The sequence below is a fragment of the Streptosporangium carneum genome, from assembly GCF_027922005.1.
Classification (GTDB): Bacteria; Actinomycetota; Actinomycetes; order Streptosporangiales; family Streptosporangiaceae; genus Streptosporangium; species Streptosporangium carneum.
In genome coordinates, this window is sequence record NZ_BSEV01000003.1 from 284,079 (window position 1) to 299,551 (window position 15,473).

Consider the following 15,473-nt stretch of genomic DNA (forward strand, 5'->3'; position numbering starts at 1 on the left):
TGGGTGGAGGCGGGCATGGAGGTGGGCGTGGAGGCCGGCACGGCCGGAGCGGGAGTCATCGACGACTACGTGGCCAAGCTCAGCCGTACGCTCAAGGGGCCCGAGGGCCCGAAACTCGACCTGGTCACCGAGGCGCGCGACAGCCTGCTCGACGCCACGGAGGCGCTGCAGCGCGAAGGGCTGACCAGGGTGGAGGCCGAGCTGGCCGCGGTCGAGGAGTTCGGCTCGATCGGCGAGGTCGCGCCGGGCTACCAGGAGGGGCTGTCGGTCTCGGCGGGACGACGGCTGGCCGCCCTGCTGTTCGTCAGCGTGCCGCTGACCACGCTCGCCTGGAGCGTGGTCTGGCGGCTGTCCCCCGACGACCCCGCGACCTACGCGCAGTGGCCCGCCTGGTTCCTGCCGGTCTCCCGCGCCCTGGACATCCTCCAGCTGCTCGTCGGCCTGTTCGGCGGGATGGCGCTGTTCGCGCTCGGCCGGGGACTGCGCAGGATCCGGCGCCCCCGGCTCGTCATCCGGTCGCTGGCGGTGCTGGTGTGCGTCACGCTGCCGGTCGTGGGCGCGCTGGGCGCGACTCTGACGCTCAGCTCACACCACTCGTCGCTCTTCTCCTCCTATCCGCTGAGCATTCTCGCCGAACTGCTGAGCTCCGCGTGCGCGGGCCTGCAGCTGTACGGCGCGACCCGCTGCCTGAGAGTCACCAGCAGGCGGCTCGTCACGGCGTAGCCCCGCCCCGGCCCCTGGGCCTGTCACGGGCCTCGGCCCGGACGCCTCCCGTGTCCCCGCGCTCAGGTGTGCTGTCCCCGCGCGGGTCTGGGCTCGAGCACGCCGCCGATCACGCCGCTGAACTCCCGCCAGGCCGCGCGCTCGCCGGCCAGCGACTTGTGGCCTGACGAGGTCAGCCGATAGGTGCGCCGTTTGCGTCCGCCGACCGTCGCCCACTCGCTGGCGAGGTATCCCGCCTGCTCCAGCCGTCGCAGCGCCGGGTAGACGGTGCCCGTCGGCACGTTCAGCGCGCCGCCGCTGCGCGCCTGCAGCGCCTCGATGATCGCGTAGCCGTGCAGGGGCTCGTGCTCCAGCACGGACAGCAGCAGGGCGTCCATGTGCCCGCGGAGCGCGTCGGCGTTCACGCCGCTCCCCCCGCCCACCCGGCGGCGACGGACCCCGCGAGATCACTGTGGTTGTCGGCTCGGTCGCTCACGCCCTCACCTTACCTCTCCATAGGCAGGCTACATGTAGGCGTCCTACATGTAGAGTGCCTATAGGTAGACAGACACAACAACGGAGGTGAGTCCGTGGACGTGCTCGACCTGGCCCGGACGCAGTTCGCGGTGACGGGAAGTCTCCACTTCCTGTTCGTCGCGCTGACGCTGGGCCTGGCCCCCCTGGTCGCGATCATGCACACCCGCCACGCCGTGACCGGCAGGCCGGACCACGAGCGGGCGACCCGCTTCTGGGGCCAGATCTACGTGACCAACTACGCGCTCGGCATCTTCACCGGCCTGGTGATGGAGTTCCAGTTCGGCCTGAGCTGGAGCGGGCTGTCGGAGTACGCCGGGGACGTCTTCGGCGCCCCCCTCGCGATCGAGACGCTCGGGGCGTTCTTCCTCGAGTCCACGTTCCTGGGGCTGTGGATCTTCGGCTGGCACCGGCTTCCCCGATGGCTCCACCTGGCCTGCATCTGGCTGGTGACGCTGACCGCCTACGCCTCCGCCTTCTGGATCATGGTGGCGAACGCGTTCCTGCAGAACCCCGCCGGAGCCGTGGAACGCGGCGGCAGGCTGGTCCTGACCGACCTCGGCGCGCTGCTCACCAACCCGACGATGACCATGGCGCTTCCCCACGTGATCGGCGCGAGCCTGTGGGTCGCCGGCTTCACCGTCATGGGCGCCAGCGCCTACCAGCTTTTCAGGCGGACCTCCGAGCGGGAGTTCTTCACCTCCTCGCTGCGCGCCGGCGTGCTCGCCGCGTTCGCGGGCTCACTGATCGCGGTCGGCTTCGGCTACGCGCAGTTCGGCGTGGTCTCGGCCTTCCAGCCGGACAAGTTCAAGCAGCCTCTGGCGGGGCCGGGGCTCGGGATCATGATCGGGATCGGGCAGCCGCTCCAGTTCCTCATCATGTTCGTGCTGATGCCCGTGCTGTACTGGCTGCCCCGCTGGCGGTGGGCGCAGCCGGTCCTGATGATCGTCACCCCGCTGCCGTTCCTCACCGCGATCGCGGGCTGGCTGGTCCGCGAGAACGGCCGCCAGCCGTGGCTGATCAACGGGAAACTCACCGTCGCCGACGCCATGTCCCCCGGCCTGACCTCGGGGATGGTCACCCTCTCCTTCGTCGGCTTCGCCGGAGTGCTCGGCCTGCTCGCGGTCGTCGACTACCTCCTGATCGCCAGGACCGTACGGCGCGGCCCCGCGGCCGCCACCCTCGGCGTGGACGAACCCGCCGGCCCGACGACGCGCGCGCACGCGCTCAGCCACTAGGAGAAGACCGTGGACATCCTCTGGCTCGGCGTGCTCGCCCTGCTGCTGATCGGCTACTTCGCCCTGGAGGGCTTCGACATCGGCCTGGGCATGCTGCTGCCCGTGCTCGGCAGGACCCAGCGGGACCGGGACAGGATCGTCTCCGCCATGGCCCCGTTCGTCCTGGCCAACGAGGTGTGGCTGGTGGCCGTCGCGGGCGTGCTGTTCGGCGCGTTCCCCGAGATCGAGGGCCGGGCGCTGTTCGGCCTCTACCCGGTCGTGGTCGCCCTGCTGGTCTCGTGGATCCTGCGCGACGCCGGCCTGTGGTTCCGCCGCCGTCTCGACGGGGCCGCGTGGCGGGCGGCCTGGGACTGGGCCGTCTGCGCCGGATCGTACGGCCTGGCGCTGAGCTGGGGCATGGCGCTGGCCGCGATCGCCGGCGGCCTGTCCGGCCCGCCGGTCGGACTCGCCGGGCTCGGCTGCGGGATCGTGGTCGCCGCGCTGTTCGCCTTCCACGGCTGGACCTTCGCCTCCTGGCTGCTGCCCGGACAGGTGACCGGCGCGAGCCGCGGGACCGGGGCGCTGGTCGTATCCGCCTGCGCGGCCGCCCTGCCCGTGGCGGCGCCGCTGGCCGTACTGGCCCCGTGGCTGCTCGGACACGCCGCGCCCGCCGAGACGCTCGGTGTGCTCAGTCTCATAATCGCGCCGTTCACGCCGCTCATGGTGGGTGCGCAAGTATGGACATGGCGCACGTTCGGTCCCAGGCGTGCGGCCGATCGGACGCCGTCGTTCTTCTAGGGTTGGCATGCACAAGGATCTGCTGAGGCTCGCACTGAGCGAACGGGCCGTCCGCCGCCACCTGGCGCTCTGCCTGGCCGCCGCGGTCCTGGCCGGGCTGCTCGTACTGGTTCAGGCGGAGGTGCTGTCCGGGGTTCTGTCCGGTCGGTTCGCGACCTCCGCCCTGGTCGTCCTGGCGCTGGTCGTCGGCCTCAGAGCCCTGCTCGGCCTGACGCAGGGCGTGGCGGCCGGACGCGCGAGCACCGGCGTGAAGTCGGCGCTGCGTCACCGGCTGCTGTCGCGGCTGCGGGACCTGGGCCCCGCCCGGCTCGCCTCACACCGTTCCGGCGAGCTGGTGACGCTGGCGGGACGCGGACTGGACGCCCTCGACCCCTACCTGTCGGGCTACCTCCCCGCCGCGGCGGTCGCGGCCGTCGTGCCCCTCGCCGTGCTCGTCCGGCTGTTCGCCGCCGACCTGGCCAGCGCGGCGATCGTCCTCGTCACGCTGCCTCTCATCCCCCTCTTCGGCGCGCTGGTGGGCATGCGCACCAAGGACGTCACCGAGCGGCAGTGGCGCGCTCTGTCCCGGCTCGGCGGGCACTTCCTGGACGTGGTCAGGGGCCTGCCGACGCTGCGCGCCTTCGGCCGGGCTCGTTACCAGGCCGAGGTGATCCGGCAGGTGGCCGACGCGCACCGGGAGGCCACGATGCGCACGCTGCGGGTGGCCTTCCTGTCGTCGCTGGTGCTGGAGCTCGCCGCGTCGCTGTCGCTGGCGCTGGTCGCGGTCCCCGTCGGCCTGCGGCTGCTGTCCGGGTCCCTGGACCTGTCCACCGCGCTGCTCGTGCTGCTCCTGGCGCCTGAGGCCTACCTCCCGCTGCGCAACATGGGCAACAAGTTCCACGCGGCGATGGAGGGGGTCGCCGCGGCCGACCAGGCGTTCGCCGTCCTCGACGGGCAGGCGGAGGAACAGGCCGCGGCACGGGCGCCCCTGGGGAGCGCGGGCACGGCGCCGGAGATCCGGCTGGAGAACGTCACCGTGCGCTACCCGGGACGGCAGGAGGCCGCCCTCGAGGACGTCTCGCTGGTGATCTCCCCCGGCGAGCGGGTCGCGCTGGTCGGCGAGAGCGGCGCGGGCAAGAGCACCCTGCTCCACCTGCTGCTCGGCTTCGTCACCCCGACCACGGGCAGGATCCTCGTCGACGGCGTCGAGCTCGCCGGCGACGACCCGTGGCGGGAACGGCTCGCGTTCGTGCCGCAGCGGCCGCACCTGTTCGCCACGTCGGTGGCCGACAACATACGCCTCGGCTCCCCCGGCGCGACGACCGACGAGGTTCGGGCCGCGGCGAGCGCGGCGCACGCGGACGAGTTCGTCGCGGCCCTGCCGGAGGGCTACGAGACGGCGCTCGGCGAGCGCGGCGCGAACCTGTCGGCCGGACAGCGGCAGCGGATCGCGCTCGCCCGCGCCTTCTGCCGCCCCTCGGCCGACCTGCTGCTCCTCGACGAGCCGACCGCCCGGCTCGACGGCCGGAGCGAGGCGGCGATCGTGACCGCGACCCGTGAGCTCGCCGAGGGCCGCACCGCCGTGATCGTCGCCCACAGACCCGCGATGATCGACCTGGCGGACCGGGTGATCCGGATCGCCGAAGGGCGCGTCGTCCCCGCCGCGCTGACCGGAGGGGCCCGATGAGACGCACAGGACTGATCACAGGCCCGATGAGGCGGACGGGCGGGCGGACGGCCCTGGCCATGGCGGCCGGGGCGGCGGCCGAACTGGCCGGGCTCGGACTGATCGGGTCGGCGGCGTGGCTGATCACCAGGGCCGCCGAGCAACCGCCGCTGGCCGCGCTGAGCGTGGCGATCGTCGGCGTCAGGGCGTTCGCGACGACCAAGGGCCTCTTCCGGTACGGCGAGCGCCTGGCCGGGCACGACGTCGCGCTGCGCGCCCAGGCCACGACCAGGGAAGGCCTCTACCGGGCGCTCATACCGGCGGGACCGCTGAAGCAGCGGGGAGCCGACCTGCTCAGCCGGATGGTCGACGACACGGACGCGGCACAGGACCTGCTGGTGCGCTGCCTGCTTCCCGCGGCCGCGGCGCTGGTGACCGGGGTGGCCTCGGTGGTGCTCGGGCTGTTCCTGCTGCCCGCCGCCGCGCTGGCGCTGCTGGCCGGGCTGCTGGTCGCCGGGGTGCTGATCCCCGCGGGAACGGCCGCCGCCGCACGGCGCTGGTCGGCGCGGATCGCGCCCGCGCGGGCGGATCTGGCCGCCAGGGTCGCCGACCTGGTGCACGGCTCCGCCGACCTGGCCGCCTACGGCGCGACCGGCAGGGCGCTGGCCGCCTGCGCCGAAGCCGACGCCCGCCTGGCCGCCCTGGAGCACCGCCAGTCCAGGGCGAACGCGGTGGCCACCGGGCTGGGAGCGCTGACCCAGGGCATGACGGTGCTGGCGGTCGTCTGGATCGCCGCGGGCTCGGGGACCGGCAGGGTCGCCACCGCGGTGCTCGCGCTGACCGCGCTGGTCTCGTTCGAGCCCGTGCTGCCGATGGCCGCCGCCGCGGAACGGCTGACCGGAGTGCTCGCCGCCCTTCGCCGCCTGAGGGAGGTTCGCGCGACCCCGCCCGCCGTGGCGGAGCCCGCCCGTCCCGTCCCCGTCCCCGAAGGGCCGCTGACCGTCGAGATCGACGACCTGGTGGTCCGGCACGCCCCCGGCCGTCCCGCCGCGCTGGACGGCGTCAGCCTGACCCTCGCCCCGGGACGGCGCGTCGCCCTGGTCGGTCCCAGCGGCGCGGGCAAGAGCACCCTGCTGTCGGCCATGATGCGTCTGGTCGAACCGGAGTCGGGGACGATCAGGCTGAACGAGGTCGACCTCGGGGAGCTGTCCTCCGACGACGCCAGGCGGGTGATGACGGGGCTGACCCAGGACCCCTACGTGTTCCAGGCGTCGCTGCGGGACAACCTGCGCCTGGCCGGCCCTGAGGCGAGCCAGGAGGAGCTCGCGGAGGCCGTACGGCGGGCCCGCCTCGACCGGTGGGTCGAGCGGACCGGGTGGGACGCCATGCTCGGCGAGGACGGGCGGACGGTCTCTGGGGGCCAGCTGCAGCGCCTGGCGCTGGCCAGGGCGCTGCTGAACGCGCCGCCCGTGCTGCTGCTGGACGAACCCGCCGAGGCCCTGGACGAGGAGACCGCGGACGCGCTCATGACCGACCTGCTGGACGCGACGAACGGCCACACGACCCTGCTGGTCACGCACCGCCTGCGCGGGCTCGAGCGGGTTGACGAGATCATCGTGCTGGAGAACGGCTCGGTCGCGCAGCGGGGCACCCACGAGGAGCTGGTCGGCGTCCCGGGGTACTACCGCGACCTGTGGAGCTCGGAGGCCCTGACCGCGGGACGCTGACGGGCCGCCCGGGCCCGCAGGCGGGCTCACGAAGCGAGACGTGCCGCCGGGTCCGCAGCGACCCCGGCGGCACGCCTCGTTGATGAGCCTACTGAGGCTACTGACCCGTCTTCTCCGCCAGGGTCACGGTGGCGGTCTGGGGCCGCCCGTCGCGGACGTAGGCGATGGTCACTTTGTCCCCCGGCTTGAAGCCCCTGACCGCGCCGATCACGGTGGCGGCGTCCTCGACCTGGGTGTCGTTGATCTTGGTGATCAGGTCGCCCTGCCTGATCCCGGCGGCGGCGGCCGGGCTGCCCTCCGAGACCTGGCCCACCAGGGCCCCGCCCGCGTCACCGGTGGCGTCGGCGAGGCTCACGCCCAGGAAGGCGTGGGTGACCTTGCCCGTCTCGATGAGCTGCTGCGCGACCTGCTTCGCGGTGTTGATCGGGATGGCGAAGCCGACCCCGATGCTCCCCTCGCCGCCGTTGGTGGCGATGGCGCTGTTGATGCCGATCACCTCTCCGGCCGCGTTGACCAGCGCGCCGCCCGAGTTGCCCGGGTTGATCGCCGCGTCGGTCTGGATCGCGCCGCCGATGGTGGTCGGCCCGCCGCCGCTCTGCTGCTGCTGCATGCCGCCCCAGCCGGGGGGCAGCTGCTGCCGCTGCTCACCGCCGACGGTCAGCGTGCGGTTCAGCGCGCTGACGATCCCGGCGGTCACCGAGCCGGAAAGGCCGAGCGGGCTGCCGATGGCGAGCACGGAGTCGCCCACCTTGATCTTGTCGCTGTCGCCGATCGTCGCCTTGGTGAGGTTGGAGACGTCGTTGGCCCGGATGACGGCGAGGTCGGTGGCGGGGTCGGTGCCGACGACCGTCGCGGAGGCGGTCCTGCCGTCGCTGAACTTGACGCTCACCTGGCCGCCCTGTCCGCCTGCCGCGACCACGTGGTTGTTGGTCAGGATCAGGCCGTCGGCCGACAGCACGACGCCGGACCCCTCGCCGCCGCCGTTGGCGGTCTTGACCTCGATGGAGACCACGGAGGGCTGGACGGCCCTGGCCACGTCGGCGACCGTGGTCAGATTGCTGACCTGCCGTACGGCCGGAGCGGAGGAAGAGGAGGCGGCGACCGGGGTCGCGGCGCCGAACGAGGTCGCGACGAAGGCCCCCGTCACCCCGCCGCCGAGGGCCATCGCGGCCAGCGCCAGCCCCGCGCCCAGCTTCTGCCCGGCGGTGAGCGAGCCCCGCTGGGCGGGCACATGGGCGGGCATCTGGGTGGACGCGGCCAGCGGGTCGAGCACCGGGTGGATCAACGTCGGCTGCGGCCCGGTGTCCCTGTCCGACGCGTAACCGCCGGCCCGCGGCGGCACCTTGCCGAACTGGCTCCAGCCCTCGTTCTCACGGGCCGCCTCGACCGGGGTGTTCTCCTGCTCATTCTTGTTCGGGTCCATGTCTTCCCCCACGTCCTTCATCCGCCCGTGGATCGCGGAGCGGCGCCCGGTGGTTCCGGTACACCAAAACCATGCCTGAGCGGACGTAAGAGCAGGTTAAGAGGATGATCGGTCCCTGCCGATTCCTCTGACGGCGGCTTTATCAGCCGTGCTCAGCGGCGTTTCCGGCGCGGGCGATCGGCCTGAAACTTCTTCTGCCGCCTGGGACGCAGGTCATTGGGCCGATGGGTCAGTGCCCACATCCTGCCGTACGGTCCGCGTCATGACGCCGAACGGCCCCGCCGGCTTCCCGCCCAGGCCCAGCGGACAGCGGCTCTCCGCCGACCTTCTCAGCGGTCAGGAAGCGGCGGACGGCGGCGGGAGGGGCCGCTCCGCCAGCTTCTGGATGCGTGCCAGGTCGGCGGCGCCGACGTCGACGTCGCGGATCCGGCGCGTCCACCACCCCCAGATCGGCTCCAGGCCGGGGGCCGCGCTCCAGCCGGTTTCGGTGACCTCACCGCGCGCGTAGGCGACGGTGCGGTCGGCCAGCGCCTGGAGTTCGGCGCGGTTGGTCCAGCGGGTGTCGCAGGCGTAGGCGGCGGACGGCTGCAGCGCGCCGGTCACGGTGGCGCGGTAGATCGTCCAGTGGTGTCCCGGCGTCCGTCCGGCCTGAACGGCACGGTGGCAGTGGTCGGCCCGCCATCCGTCGGTCACGCGCTCCAGGGACATCACGGCCATGCCAAGCTGTTCGGCGACCTCGATGCGGGCGGCGAGTTCGAGGTCGCCGTGAGCGTCGTCGTGTCCGACGACCGACGTCCAGGCGTGCGGGTGATCGGCGTCTCTGATGAGCAGGTACCGGCCGGGCGCGTCAACGATCAGAACGCCGACGCGGGTGTGGTCGCACACGGCGAAGCTCATCGGCCCGCCGTCCCGGGGCGCCGGCAGGACATGGCGATCTCGTGCACGGCGCGCTCCCCGCTCCCCGCATCGACTGTGATCACGAATTGAAGATAGCCGACGGCGGCACGGCCAGGGGCGGGACGAGTCGCGCTGTCACCGCGGTTCCGCCGCCGGGAGGGCCGCCGGCGAGCGCGAGGAGGACCTGGTCGCCTCGACGGTCGAGGGGCCCGACCCGGTCCTGTACGCCTCGCGCGCGAACGTCGGACTACTTGGGGATCTTGTCCCGGTGACGCGGGCAGAGGCTGACGACGGCCGCGCCCGCCACGTATCCGGATGTCTCGGCGCCGAGTTCGCCGGCGTTGCTGGTCGCGACCTCGATGAGGTCACGTCCCTGGTCCAGGGCCGCGCAGACCTCCCGGCCGCGCCGCAGGAGGTCGTCCTCGTCCCGGTTCTTCAGGTCGGCCCGCTGCCGCATGGTGATCAGGAAGATCTCCTTGTTCTCCTTCTCCCCCCCGTTCGGCAGGCCGGTCGGCTCCTCGGTCGGCTCCTCTGTCGGCTCCTCGGTCGGGGTGGGAGTCGGCGTCTCGCTCGGCTCGGTGTCGGCCGTACGGGACGGCTCGGCGCTCTTCGACACGTTCACCGACGCGACCGGGTCCTCGCCCCTGTTCAGCAGGACGACCGCTCCGCCCACCAGGGCGAGCACGACCACCACCGCGACGACCACGCCTATCACCACTCCCTTCCCGCCCTTGCCCGGAGGCGGGGCGGGCGGTCCCGGCTGCCATCCGGGCGGCGGCCCCACGGGTGGCTGCTGCCATCCCTGGGGCGGTCCTGGCTGGGGATAGGGCTGCGTCGGCTGCTGCCCGTATCCCGGGCCCTGCTGGGGTGGATACGGCTGCTGCTGAGGCTGACCTGGGGGCGCGGGCGGCCACTGCTGAGGCTGACCGGGCGGATACGGCTGCTGCTGAGGCTGGCCGGGCGGCGCAGGCGGCCACTGCTGAGGCTGGCCGGGCTGATACGGCTGCTGCGGAGGATGCACCCGCGCACAATACGCCCCACCCCTGACGTTCCATCCAGAAATACCGGGATAGATGCCCAAAAGAGACAGCCGAAAGCGGTCGAACCCCTCGTCAACCAGGTGTCGACGAGGACCGGGAACCGGGCGCGCCCGGATCGGAGCCGTGGCCGCGCCGCGCACCTCAGAAGGTGAAGCCCTCCTGCGGCCTCTCCGTCCCCGGGACACCGTTCAGCTCGGCCTCGAGGCCGGGCAGCAGGCGTTCGAGGGCCTCGTGCCACTCACGGTGCCGCCCGGGGTGTTCGACCACGGTTCCGCACGTCCTGCACACAGGGGGCTGGGTCTGCGTCATGTCGGGATCCCTCCGGGATAGGCGATCGGACAGCACCCGCCGGAGGGGAGACCACCTTCCCGTCCGGCCTCGCGGACTGTCGCCTGCCCCGACAGACGGCTCCAGAACCATATTCCGCCGACGGGTTCGGAGTCCCGCCTCCTCCAGCCCTTCGTCAGAGGTCCACGACGCGGGAGGCGAGGGCTCCGAGCGGCGTCTGGCCCGCCGGTGTCACCACGACCCGCCTGCCCGGCTCCTCGTAGCCGTGTTCCGTCAGCCACATCAGGACGGTCGGCCCGAGGTCCTCGAAGGTGATCGGAGAATCCGGCGAGAAGAGGTCCTCGCCCGCTGCCCGCCCGGCGTCGCCCTCGACGATCGACAGGTTGTAGGTGGTCATGACGCCCCCGCGCTGTAGTCGTTGCCCACCGGGTCCATACCCAGGCCTGACCTGGGAACGACATCCGGGCCGCGGCGAGGCCCGTGCGGCCCGCCGGGTCAGGGAGCGGCGGGCCAGTACTCGTCGCGCAGGAGCCGCTTGTAGAGCTTTCCCGTGGGATGGCGGGGAAGCTCGGGCCGGAAGTCGATCGACCTCGGACACTTGTAGGCGGCGAGCCTGGAGCGGCAGTAGTCGATCAGCTCGCTCTCCAGCCCCGGACCCGCCAGGTCCATGGACATCGGCTGGACGACGGCCTTGACCTGCTCCCCCATCTCCTCGTCCGGGACGCCGAAGACCGCCACGTCCGCCACCTTCGGGTGCAGGGCCAGGACGTTCTCGGCCTCCTGCGGGTAGACGTTCACCCCGCCGGAGATGATCGTGTAGGCGCGGCGGTCCGTGAGGTAGAGGAACCCCTCCTCGTCGAGGTAGCCGATGTCGCCGAGGGTGGTCCACCCCCGGCCCAGCGGGTCGCGCGACGCCCTCGTCTTCTCCTCGTCGCCGTGGTAGACGAACCGGGGTCCTTCCGAGAAGTAGACCGTGCCGTGCTCCCGCAGCGGAAGCTCGTTGCCCTCCTCGTCGCAGACGTGCACCGCTCCCCCCAGCGGGCGGCCGACGGTGCCCCGGTGCTCCAGCCACTCCTCGGAGCCGACGTAGAGGAACCCGTTGCCCTCGGTTCCCGCGTAGTACTCGTGGACGATCGGCCCCCACCACTCGATCATCCGTTCCTTGACCGGGATCGGGCAGGGGGCCGCCGCGTGGATCGCGCAGGTCAGCGACGAGAGGTCGTAGCGCGCCCTGGTGCTCGCCGGCAGCTTGAGCATCTTGATGAACATGGTCGGCACCCACTGCGAGTGCGTGACGCCGTACCGCTCGATCAGCGCGAGCGCCTGCTCGGGGTCGAACCTCTCCATCACCACGAGCGTCGCGCCCAGACGCTGGAAGTTCATGCAGTAACGCAGCGGGGCGGCGTGGTACAGCGGCGCCGGGGAGAGGTACACGCTGTCGGCCGACGGCGCGAACAGGAACCGGATGAGCTGGAGCAGCGGCCCCGGCTTCTCCAGCGGAGCCGCGGACAGGAAGGGCTTGACGCCCTTCGGCCTGCCGGTGGTGCCGGACGAGTAGAGCATGTCGGCGCCCTGGCACTCGTCCCGGACGGGGGTGACGGGCTGGGAGGCGACGGCCTCCTCGTAGGAGACGAATCCCGGGGCGACCCCGTCCAGCATGAGCCTGAGCTCGACCCTGGGCGTCGCCTCGGTGACCGAGGTCGCCACGTCCGCCAGGTCCGCCGAGGAGAGGAAGACCCGCGCCTCGCAGTTGTCCACGATGTAGGCGAGCTCGTCGGTCGTCAGTCTCGAGCTGATCGCCGTGTAGTACAGCCCTGACCGGTGCGCCGCCCAGGCGATCGTCAGGAACGACGGGTGGTTGTCCAGCATGAAGGCGACGTGGTCGCCGGGGACGAGCCCGGTGGCGCGGAACAGATGGGCGAGCCGGTTGGACTCCTCGTCCAGCTCACGGTAGGTGACGACCCGCCCGGAGCCCGCCATGACCACGGCGGGCTTGTCCGGGGAGACTGCTGCGACGGCTCCCGGGTGCATGAATCCGAACGTTACTCGGCGCGATGACCGCTGAGAAGCCGCCGGGAATCGATGATCGCCGTCCCGGCGGGCCGACAGCCGGTGAGCGGCGGACGACGGGCCGGCAGCCGGGGGCCGGCGCCGGGATCGGCGCGGCCCCCGGCGACGCGAGGCGGGGCGAGGTTCGGACCGTTCCGGTCCCGGCTCAGTTGGCGGGGATGACCGCGCCCTTGTAGGTCTGCTCGATGAACTGCTTCACCTCGGGACCGGCGAGCAGCTTGGCGAGCTTGACCACGTTCGGGTCCTGCTCGTGGCCCGCGGCCACGACCAGGCCGTTGACGTAGGGGTTGCCCTCGGCCTTCTCCAGCACCAGCGCGTCCTCCGCGGGCTTGAGACCCGCCTCGAGCGCGTAGTTTCCGTTGATGACGGCGGCGTCCACGTCCTCGAGGGAGCGGGGCAGCTGCGCGGCCTCCAGCGGCTGGAACTTCAGGCCCTTGGGGTTGGCGGTGACGTCGCGCTCCGTGGCCGTGGTGCCGACTCCCGCCTTGAGGGTCACCAGGCCGTTGTCGGCCAGCAGCTTCAGCGCGCGGCCCAGGTTGGTCGCGTCGTTCGGCACGGCCACGGTGGCGTTCTGCGGCAGCTTGCCGACCTCGGTGACCTTCTTGGAGTAGAGCCCGAGGGGCTCGAGGTGGACCGGCTGGAGGAAGGTCAGCTTGGTGCCCTTGGAGGCGTTGAAGTCGTCCAGGTAGGGCTTGTGCTGGAAGAAGTTGGCGCCGAGCTGGCCGTCGTTGAGCTGCACGTTCGGCTGGACGTAGTCGGTGAACTCGACGATCTCCAGGTTCAGGCCCTCCTTCGCGGCGAGCTTGTCCTTGACGAACTTCAGGATCTGCGCGTGCGGGACGGGGCTCGCACCGACCTTCAGAACCTGGGCGGCGGGGCTCTTGGCCTCCGCTCCGGTGGTCGCGGCGGGCTCGTTCGAGCCGCAGGCGGCCAGCGTCACGACCAGGGCGGTGACGGCGGACGCGATTCCAAACAACTTACGCACGATGTGCTCCTTTTGGGTGTGGAAAACCAGGGCCCCCGCTCGTGGCGGGGTCCCGGGGGGAGGGGGAGAGGTCAGTTGCGCGCGATGCGGCGGGCGACGGTGTCGCCCAGGGTCTGCACGAGCTGGACGATGACGATCAGCACGACGACGGTGGCCACCATGAGCGTGGTCTCGAAACGCTGGTAGCCGTACCGGATGGCCAGGTCGCCGAGCCCGCCGCCGCCGATCGTCCCGGCCATCGCCGAGTAGGAGATCAGCGCGACCACGGTCACCGTGAGCCCCGCGACCAGGCCGGGCATCGCCTCGGGGAGCAGGACCTTGCCGACGATCGTCATCCGGCTCGCGCCCATGGCGTGGGCGGCCTGCACCTTGTCGCCGCCCACCTCGCGGAGCGCGGTCTCCACCAGCCTGGCGAAGAACGGCGCGGCGCCGAGGGTCAGGGGGACCACGGTCGCGGCGGTGCCGAGGCTGGTGCCCATGATCAGCCGGGTCAGCGGGATCACCGCGATCATCAGGATGATGAACGGCAGGGAGCGGCCGATGTTGACGATCAGCGCGAGCACCCGGTTCAGCGTCCACGAGGGGAACAGCCCGCCCCGGTCGGTGACGACCAGGGCGACGCCGAGCGGCAGCCCGAGCAGCACGGTGAACAGCGTGGACCAGACGACCATCTGAGCGGTCTGGCCGGTGTTCTCCCACAGGAGCTGGCCCATCTCGTCCCAGGTCATGAGATCTCCTTCGTCGGCCGGGCGGACGGGGCGCGGCGGGTGCGGAACGGCCCGGTCATCGGCTCTCCTCGACCAGCAGGCCGCGCTCGGCCAGGTAGGTGAGGGCGGCGGCGCGTTCCTGGCCGGTGAGGCGCAGGCGCAGGCGTCCCGACGAGACGCCCGCGACCTCCTCCAGCGCTCCGCCGAGGATGTTGACGTCCACGTCGAACTTGCGCACCACCTGCGAGACCACGGGCTCGTCCGCCTGGCCGGTGAAGGTGATCGTGACGTGGCCCGGCTCCGGCGCGGGAAGGGGGAACAGCTCGGCGGCGAGCCTGGACCCCGGCCTGGCGAGCAGTTCGGGGATGGTGCCTGACTCCTCGATCCGGCCGTCGCGCATGATCGCGACCGAGTCGCAGATCGTCTTGACGACGTTCATCTCGTGGGTGATCAGCAGGATGGTCAGGCCGAGCTCCCGGTTGAGGCGCTTGAGCAGGGCCAGGATCGACTGCGTGGTGCCCGGGTCGAGCGCCGAGGTGGCCTCGTCCGACAGCAGCACCGAGGGGTTGCCCGCCAGCGCGCGGGCAATGCCGACCCGCTGCTTCTGGCCTCCGGACAACTGCGCGGGATGGACCCTGGCCTTGTCAGCGAGCCCGACCAGCTCGAGCAGCTCGGCGACGCGCCTGGCGCGCTCGGCCTTGCCGAGCCCCATGACCTCGAGCGGGAAGGCCACGTTGCCCGCGACCGTGCGGGAGGACAGCAGCGCGAAGTGCTGGTGGATCATTCCGATCCGCTGCCTGGCCCTGCGCAACTGGGCCTCCCCCAGCGCGGTCAGCTCCTGCCCCGCGACGGTGACGGTGCCCTCGGTCGGGCGTTCGAGGAGGTTCACGCAGCGCAGCAGCGTGCTCTTGCCCGCGCCGCTCTGCCCGAGCACGCCGAAGATCTCACCCTCGCGGACGTGGAGGTCAACGCACTCGACGGCGGTCACCTCACGGCCCCGATCTCGATAGACCTTCCGCAGGCCTGACACATCAATCACAGCTGTTCCCCAACATGAGCGGATCGTCAAAAGGCTTCCGGCGGGGAGGGGCTAGCGCGTGCCGGGGTGGAAGGGGAGATGGCTCAGTCGGCGCAGGACGAGGTGGTCCGCAGGGCAGGTCATGGCTTCGGGCCTTCGTGAGGAGAACGGGCGGGGCGGAGCTTCAGTGCGTGAGGCGCATACAGCTCATGGCACGCATGGCGGGCATCCCGCACATGCGCTCGCCAAGAGACACGACCCGGCCCTGCGGAGTCGTGCCACCCTGGTTCACCACGTTCACGTCTGCGTCAACACAAGCCCGCTTACCCTCATTCCCATATTTCATGTGATTCCTATCACGCCGGTAGGTGAATGGATCAGGAGGCGGAACGGCGAACGGCCCGCCCTCCCCCGGCGGGGAG

The 15,473-nt window shown here is 71.9% G+C and carries 15 protein-coding genes; 5 read left to right on the top strand and 10 right to left on the bottom strand.

All coding sequences use genetic code 11. From position 1 onward, the window contains the following. The first annotated feature begins 15 nt into the window (after positions 1–15). Positions 16–723 (top strand): permease prefix domain 1-containing protein, encoded by a 708-nt coding sequence (locus PKF00_RS10735; protein WP_271217275.1) that lies wholly within the window; start codon positions 16–18, stop codon positions 721–723. Positions 724–785: 62 nt separating this feature from the next. Here the strand turns inward: PKF00_RS10735 and PKF00_RS10740 are convergent, their stop codons facing one another. Beyond that, a complete protein-coding gene (locus tag PKF00_RS10740; protein WP_271217276.1) occupies positions 786–1,127 on the bottom strand; it encodes a PadR family transcriptional regulator in 342 nt (113 codons plus the stop codon). A 165-nt stretch (positions 1,128–1,292) separates the two neighbouring features. On the opposite strand from PKF00_RS10740, the gene PKF00_RS10745 reads away from it, so the two are divergent. The 4 genes from PKF00_RS10745 to cydC are packed head-to-tail and all read left to right on the top strand — an operon-like array spanning position 1,293 to position 6,623. Further along, positions 1,293–2,474 carry a cytochrome ubiquinol oxidase subunit I gene (locus tag PKF00_RS10745; RefSeq protein ID WP_271217277.1) on the top strand — a complete coding sequence of 394 codons (1,182 nt, stop codon included), beginning with the start codon at positions 1,293–1,295 and terminating at the stop codon, positions 2,472–2,474. Between the two features lie 9 nt (positions 2,475–2,483). Then, positions 2,484–3,251 carry a cytochrome d ubiquinol oxidase subunit II gene (locus tag PKF00_RS10750; protein WP_271217278.1) on the top strand — a complete coding sequence of 256 codons (768 nt, stop codon included), beginning with the start codon at positions 2,484–2,486 and terminating at the stop codon, positions 3,249–3,251. A gap of 7 nt (positions 3,252–3,258) precedes the next feature. Continuing rightward, the gene (cydD, locus tag PKF00_RS10755; protein ID WP_271217279.1) at positions 3,259–4,917 is read left to right on the top strand and encodes a thiol reductant ABC exporter subunit CydD; all 1,659 of its coding nucleotides are present in this window, start codon (positions 3,259–3,261) and stop codon (positions 4,915–4,917) included. Beyond that, entirely contained in the window at positions 4,914–6,623 is a 1,710-nt protein-coding gene (cydC, locus tag PKF00_RS10760) for a thiol reductant ABC exporter subunit CydC (RefSeq protein WP_271217280.1), read from the top strand. Before cydD ends, cydC begins: the two co-directional genes overlap by 4 nt. 97 nt (positions 6,624–6,720) lie before the next feature. Here the strand turns inward: cydC and PKF00_RS10765 are convergent, their stop codons facing one another. From PKF00_RS10765 to PKF00_RS10805, 9 genes are all read right to left on the bottom strand, one after another. Beyond that, positions 6,721–8,046 (bottom strand): S1C family serine protease, encoded by a 1,326-nt coding sequence (locus PKF00_RS10765; protein ID WP_271217281.1) that lies wholly within the window; start codon positions 8,044–8,046, stop codon positions 6,721–6,723. Positions 8,047–8,382: 336 nt separating this feature from the next. Continuing rightward, positions 8,383–8,943 carry an NUDIX domain-containing protein gene (locus PKF00_RS10770; RefSeq protein WP_271217282.1) on the bottom strand — a complete coding sequence of 187 codons (561 nt, stop codon included), beginning with the start codon at positions 8,941–8,943 and terminating at the stop codon, positions 8,383–8,385. A gap of 247 nt (positions 8,944–9,190) precedes the next feature. Beyond that, positions 9,191–9,964: a DUF732 domain-containing protein gene (locus PKF00_RS10775; RefSeq protein WP_271217283.1), complete on the bottom strand. Its 774-nt coding sequence runs from the start codon at positions 9,962–9,964 to the stop codon at positions 9,191–9,193. 160 nt (positions 9,965–10,124) lie between these two features. Beyond that, positions 10,125–10,292, bottom strand: a complete 168-nt coding sequence (locus tag PKF00_RS10780; RefSeq protein ID WP_271217284.1) for a hypothetical protein — start codon at positions 10,290–10,292, stop codon at positions 10,125–10,127. 154 nt (positions 10,293–10,446) lie between these two features. Continuing rightward, complete coding sequence (locus PKF00_RS10785) at positions 10,447–10,668, bottom strand: hypothetical protein (RefSeq protein ID WP_271217285.1); 222 nt, start codon at positions 10,666–10,668, stop codon at positions 10,447–10,449. A gap of 98 nt (positions 10,669–10,766) precedes the next feature. Then, positions 10,767–12,302, bottom strand: a complete 1,536-nt coding sequence (locus PKF00_RS10790; RefSeq protein ID WP_271217286.1) for an acyl-CoA synthetase — start codon at positions 12,300–12,302, stop codon at positions 10,767–10,769. 184 nt (positions 12,303–12,486) lie between these two features. Continuing rightward, positions 12,487–13,326 carry a MetQ/NlpA family ABC transporter substrate-binding protein gene (locus tag PKF00_RS10795; RefSeq protein WP_271217287.1) on the bottom strand — a complete coding sequence of 280 codons (840 nt, stop codon included), beginning with the start codon at positions 13,324–13,326 and terminating at the stop codon, positions 12,487–12,489. A gap of 71 nt (positions 13,327–13,397) precedes the next feature. Beyond that, positions 13,398–14,054, bottom strand: a complete 657-nt coding sequence (locus PKF00_RS10800; protein WP_271217288.1) for a methionine ABC transporter permease — start codon at positions 14,052–14,054, stop codon at positions 13,398–13,400. 55 nt (positions 14,055–14,109) lie between these two features. Beyond that, complete coding sequence (locus PKF00_RS10805) at positions 14,110–15,072, bottom strand: methionine ABC transporter ATP-binding protein (RefSeq protein WP_271217289.1); 963 nt, start codon at positions 15,070–15,072, stop codon at positions 14,110–14,112. Positions 15,073–15,473 lie beyond the last annotated feature (401 nt).

Excerpts from the sequence above, each read along its gene's own strand:
- PKF00_RS10790 (WP_271217286.1), bottom strand. The coding sequence starts at position 12,302 with ATGCACCCGGGAGCCGTCGCAGCAGTCTCCCCGGACAAGCCCGCCGTG.
- PKF00_RS10770 (WP_271217282.1), bottom strand. The coding sequence starts at position 8,943 with ATGAGCTTCGCCGTGTGCGACCACACCCGCGTCGGCGTTCTGATCGTT.
- PKF00_RS10780 (WP_271217284.1), bottom strand. The coding sequence starts at position 10,292 with ATGACGCAGACCCAGCCCCCTGTGTGCAGGACGTGCGGAACCGTGGTC.
- cydD (WP_271217279.1), top strand. The coding sequence starts at position 3,259 with ATGCACAAGGATCTGCTGAGGCTCGCACTGAGCGAACGGGCCGTCCGC.
- PKF00_RS10765 (WP_271217281.1), bottom strand. The coding sequence starts at position 8,046 with ATGGACCCGAACAAGAATGAGCAGGAGAACACCCCGGTCGAGGCGGCC.
- cydC (WP_271217280.1), top strand. The coding sequence starts at position 4,914 with ATGAGACGCACAGGACTGATCACAGGCCCGATGAGGCGGACGGGCGGG.
- PKF00_RS10800 (WP_271217288.1), bottom strand. The coding sequence starts at position 14,054 with ATGACCTGGGACGAGATGGGCCAGCTCCTGTGGGAGAACACCGGCCAG.
- PKF00_RS10735 (WP_271217275.1), top strand. The coding sequence starts at position 16 with ATGGAGGTGGGCGTGGAGGCCGGCACGGCCGGAGCGGGAGTCATCGAC.
- PKF00_RS10785 (WP_271217285.1), bottom strand. The coding sequence starts at position 10,668 with ATGACCACCTACAACCTGTCGATCGTCGAGGGCGACGCCGGGCGGGCA.